Source organism: Patescibacteria group bacterium, from assembly GCA_034660655.1.
In the GTDB taxonomy this organism is placed as follows: Bacteria; Patescibacteriota; Patescibacteriia; order JAACEG01; family JAACEG01; genus JAACEG01.
The window spans coordinates 1-4645 of record JAYEJU010000016.1; the positions used below are offsets into that span (position 1 = coordinate 1).

General features: G+C 30.3%; 5 protein-coding genes. All 5 read left to right on the plus strand.

The window, feature by feature from the left end:
• Positions 1-164: 164 nt before the first annotated feature.
• Genes U9O55_00960 through U9O55_00980 form a run of 5 tightly spaced genes read left to right on the plus strand, consistent with a single transcriptional unit; the run spans position 165 to position 4642 of the window.
• Positions 165-1550, plus strand: a complete 1386-nt coding sequence (locus U9O55_00960; protein ID MEA2088395.1) for a peptidoglycan DD-metalloendopeptidase family protein — start codon at positions 165-167, stop codon at positions 1548-1550.
• A gap of 31 nt (positions 1551-1581) precedes the next feature.
• Positions 1582-1962 (plus strand): hypothetical protein, encoded by a 381-nt coding sequence (locus tag U9O55_00965; GenBank protein ID MEA2088396.1) that lies wholly within the window; start codon positions 1582-1584, stop codon positions 1960-1962.
• Positions 1963-2019: 57 nt separating this feature from the next.
• Entirely contained in the window at positions 2020-3048 is a 1029-nt protein-coding gene (gene pheS, locus U9O55_00970; GenBank protein ID MEA2088397.1) for a phenylalanine--tRNA ligase subunit alpha, read from the plus strand.
• A gap of 4 nt (positions 3049-3052) precedes the next feature.
• Positions 3053-4018 (plus strand): tryptophan--tRNA ligase, encoded by a 966-nt coding sequence (gene trpS / locus U9O55_00975; protein MEA2088398.1) that lies wholly within the window; start codon positions 3053-3055, stop codon positions 4016-4018.
• A 3-nt stretch (positions 4019-4021) separates the two neighbouring features.
• Positions 4022-4642: a class I SAM-dependent methyltransferase gene (locus U9O55_00980; protein MEA2088399.1), complete on the plus strand. Its 621-nt coding sequence runs from the start codon at positions 4022-4024 to the stop codon at positions 4640-4642.
• Positions 4643-4645 lie beyond the last annotated feature (3 nt).

The following is a 4645-nucleotide window of genomic DNA, read 5'->3' on the forward strand; positions in this document are numbered from 1 at the left end:
TTTTATTGACTTTTACTCCCTGATGTGGTAATTTTTTAGTAGTTAATCTGAATGAAAAAAATAGACTTGTTGCATAATTAGTTTTGTGACGAAATTTTCAGATTTTGAGACAAAACTAATTACGCAACAGGTCTAACAGGATATTCTGCTTTATTTATTAAATTTTGAATATCAGCTTTTCTTGGAAAAAATTCACAATTAGATTATTATTACTAATTATTAAAGGGTTAGGACAGCTTAAAAAAGTTTTAATCCTGTTTTTTATTACTCTTGTTTATAAGCCATTTTATTATTTGTTTAAATTTTTTTATAATTACGGCGGCAGATTTTTAATTCTTAAATTATATAAAATTTATAGGCCAATAAAAGCAATATTCCAAAAAAATATTTTTTCAGCGAAAAATAAATTTTTGCGTATTTTTGGAGGAAGATATATTGTACATATTGTAATTATTATTATAGCGCTTTTGGTTTCTGCTTCTAACATAAACGCGCAAGGAAAACATAGTATTACGACAAGATTTGAAAACAAAAGCTTAATAGGAAAATTAGTAAAAACAGGAGAGTTTGAAGACGGCGGGGAATTAATAGAAGAAAACATTGATATAGAAAATATTAGCAAAAAAAAGCAAAAATCTTTTTATACTGATGAAGCAAAATATAGCTTAGCGTATCAACCGCAATTAGATATCCCTGAGCCTGATGAAGATAGCGGCATTATACTTACGCAAGAAGGCAGCGTTGTTTCTGGAATTGCTGTCGCGGACAGCGATGAAATTTCGAAATACAGAACAGAAATAGAATATTATATTGTGCAAGAAGGAGATTCAACTTATAGCATCGCAAAAAAATATAATATTACGGTAAATACTATTATTTGGGAAAACGGGCTTAATAGATATGGCTTTATTAAACCAGGGCAAAAGTTAGCTATCTTACCAACGATTGGAATAACATATAAAGTTAAAAAATACGATAACATTGGCAAAATAGCAAAAAAATATAATGTGAGCGAAAAAGATATAATAAAAGCCAGCGAGATAAGCGATGTTTCCAGCTTACAAATTGGGCAAAAATTGATTATTCCGGGAGCGCGCAAGGTAGCTATTGTGTCGCCAAAAAAATCAAGTAGATCAGCGACTTATGCTCCAGCGCCAAAAACAGCGCTTGCGAAAACAAATATTAAAAGCTCCACAAAACTTTTATGGCCGGCAAGTTGTCGCAGAATTTCGCAATATTATCATTGGCGGCATCATGCCGTTGACATTGCTTGTAAGAGCGGAACAGCTATTTATGCCGCTGAGGACGGAATCGTGCAATCATCTGGCTGGGCAACAGGATATGGGAAACGAATTATAATAAGCCATGGAAACGGGATGACAACTTTATACGCGCATTTTAGCAAACTTTATGTGCGCGCTGGGCAAGCCGTTAATAGAGGAGATGTTATAGGCGCTATGGGTTCAACAGGATGGTCAACAGGCTCTCATCTTCATTTTGAGGTTAAAATAAGAGGATCTAAAAAGAATCCTTTGAGTTATATAAGATAATATGATATGATTAAAATATAAAATAAATTTTATGTCTTTTAGAGCTTATATTTTTTTAATGTTGTTTGCGACTGCTATTTCTTGGGCAGTATGGTTAACAATTTTATTTTTTATAAACCCTTTTGAAACAGATTTTCTTGGTTTTTTGTTTTTTTATTTGTCTTTATTTTTGTCTTTAGTTGGAACAATCGCGATAATAGCTTCAATCATAAGAAGAGTGTTTATTAAAGATAAAATTTTATTTCGCCATGTTGTTATTTCCTTTAGACAAGCAATATTTTTTTCTATTTTAATAATCTCTTGTTTATTATTACAAAGCCAACGACTTTTAACATGGTGGAATATGATGTTTTTAGTTTTAGCTTTAGTCGTATTTGAATTGTTTGCTATTTCTAAAAAAAGGACAATTTGATAAAAATTATTTTAAAATTTTTGTTGTTATTTTTTTAAAGCGGAAAAATATAAACTTATGTTAAATAAACAATTGCAAAAATTAAAAAAGTCAGCTTTTTCTGACTTGCAAAAAGTAAAAAACGAAATGGTTTTGCGTGATTTGGAATTAAAATATTTTGCGCGCAAGGATGGCAAAATTACAATGATTTTGCGTAATTTATCAAAGATGTCTGAAAGCGAGCGTAAGACCATAGGAAAATTAGCAAATGAAATTAAAAAAGAAATAGAATTTGCTATTCAGAAAAAAAAACACGAAATACAAGAAAAAAAATTTGATAAAATAGTTGAAAAAGAAAAAATTGACACTACTTTGCCAAGCTATTCCATTCCTGTTGGAAATTTACATCCAATAACTAAGGTTCAGAGAGAAATTGAAGAGATTTTTTATTCTATGGGGTTTGTAATTTTGGACGGGCCTGAAATAGAGAGTGATTATTATAATTTTTCAGCGTTAAATGTTCCGTCTCATCATCCTGCCAGGGATATGCAAGACACTTTTTATGTTGAGGGAGATGATTTGCTTTTGAGAACACAAACTTCTTCAGTTCAAGTGAGGGCAATGGAAGAATATGGAGCGCCATTCAAGGCGATAGTTCCAGGCAGAGTTTTCAGGTATGAAGCTTCAGACGCTTCGCACGATAATACTTTTTATCAGGTTGAGGGGTTTATGATAGATAAAGATATTAGCCTTGCGAATTTAAAGGCAATAACTCAGGAAGTCTTAAATAAAATTTTTAACAAAAAAATTAAATTAAGATTTCGCCCGGGCTATTTTCCTTTTGTTGAACCGGGTTTGGAATTGGATTTGGAATGTTTAATTTGCAAAGGCAAAGGATGCAGTGTGTGCAAAAAAAGCGGTTGGATAGAATTTATGGGAGCTGGTATGATACATCCTAATGTTTTCAAAGCTGGAAAAATTGATCCAAAAAAATGGCAGGGATTTGCTTTCGGATTTGGGCTTACCCGCTTGGTTATGATGAAATACGGGATTGATGACATTAGATTATTAATGAGCGGAGATTTAAGATTTTTAAAACAATTTTGATTTTATGAAAAGATTAATTACTGGTTTTAAACCAACAGGCGATATTCATCTTGGCAATTATTTGTCAGTAATGAAATTTTTGCCTGATTATGAAACAGAATACGAACTTTTTATTTTTATTCCAGATTTTCACGCTTTAACAACAATGAAAGATAAAAAAGAATTATCTTGCCAAACAATGAAAATAGCGAAAGCTCTTTTGTCTTTAGGATTTGATAATAAAAAAACAATTATTTTTAAACAATCCGATGTTCCTGAAGTATGCGAACTAACTTGGATTTTTAATTGCATTTTGCCAATGCCTGTTTTAGAGCGAGCGCACGCTTTTAAAGATGCGAAAACAAAAAATCAAAGCATTAATGTCGGCGTTTTTGATTATCCTGTTTTAATGGCAGCTGATATTTTAATGTATAATATAAATGTTGTCCCAGTTGGAAAAGATCAAAAACAGCATGTTGAAATTGCAAGAATGATCGCGCAAAAATTTAATCATCAATATGGAAAAGTTTTTATTGAGCCGAAAGAGATTGTTCGTTCAGAAGTTGAAACAATAATAGGAATTGACGGTAGAAAAATGAGCAAAAGTTATAATAATGTTATTGGGCTGTTTGATGACGATGAAACAACAACAAAAAAAGTAATGTCAATTGTAACGGATTCTTTGCGTCCTGAAGACAAAAAAAATCCAGAAAATTGCAATATTTTTTCTTTGCATAAACATTTTTCAAAAAAAGATTTAGAAAATATTGCTGAAAAATACAGAGTAGGAAAAATTAGCTATAAAGAATCAAAAGAAATTTTAGCAAAAAATATTAACAAAGAATTGCGAGAAATCCGCGCGCGGAAAAAAGAATTAGACAAAAATGAAAAATATGTTAAAGAAATTTTAAATTTGGGTGCGGAAAAAGCTAAAAAAATAGCAAAACAAAAAATGGAAGAAGTAAGAAAAAAAGTAGGATTAGTTATTTAATGTATGGAGAAACAAATTGATAAAAAAGAATATAATTTTTCGAAATATTGCAAGCAGGAGCGTTGGTCAAGTTATTGGCACCAAATAGACGAGGTTTTAAAATGTAATCCAAAAAGCGTTCTGGAAATAGGCGTTGGTGATAAAGTTTTTGGAGATTATATAAAAAATAATACAAATATCAAATATTTTTGTTTAGATATTGCTGAAGATTTAAACCCAGATATTGTTGGTAGTGTTGATAATATGCCAATTGAAAATAATACTTATGATTTAGTCTGCGCTTTTGAAATATTAGAACATCTGCCTTTTGAAAAATTTAAAAAATCATTGGATGAACTTCATAGAGTATCAAAAAAAGATGTGATTATAAGTTTGCCACATTGGGGCAGGCATTTTTCTATTGATATTAGAATTCCTTATTTTAAAAATTTTAGTTGGCAGTATAAATGCAATTTTTTTCCAATAAAACATAAATTTAACGGACAGCATTATTGGGAGATTGGCAAAAAAGATTATTCTTTAAAGAAAGTAAAAAGAAAATTCAAAAAAGCAAAATTTAAAATAGTAAAAGATTATATTGCTTTTAAATCTCCTTACCACCATTTTTTTGTGTTAAAAAAATAAAAT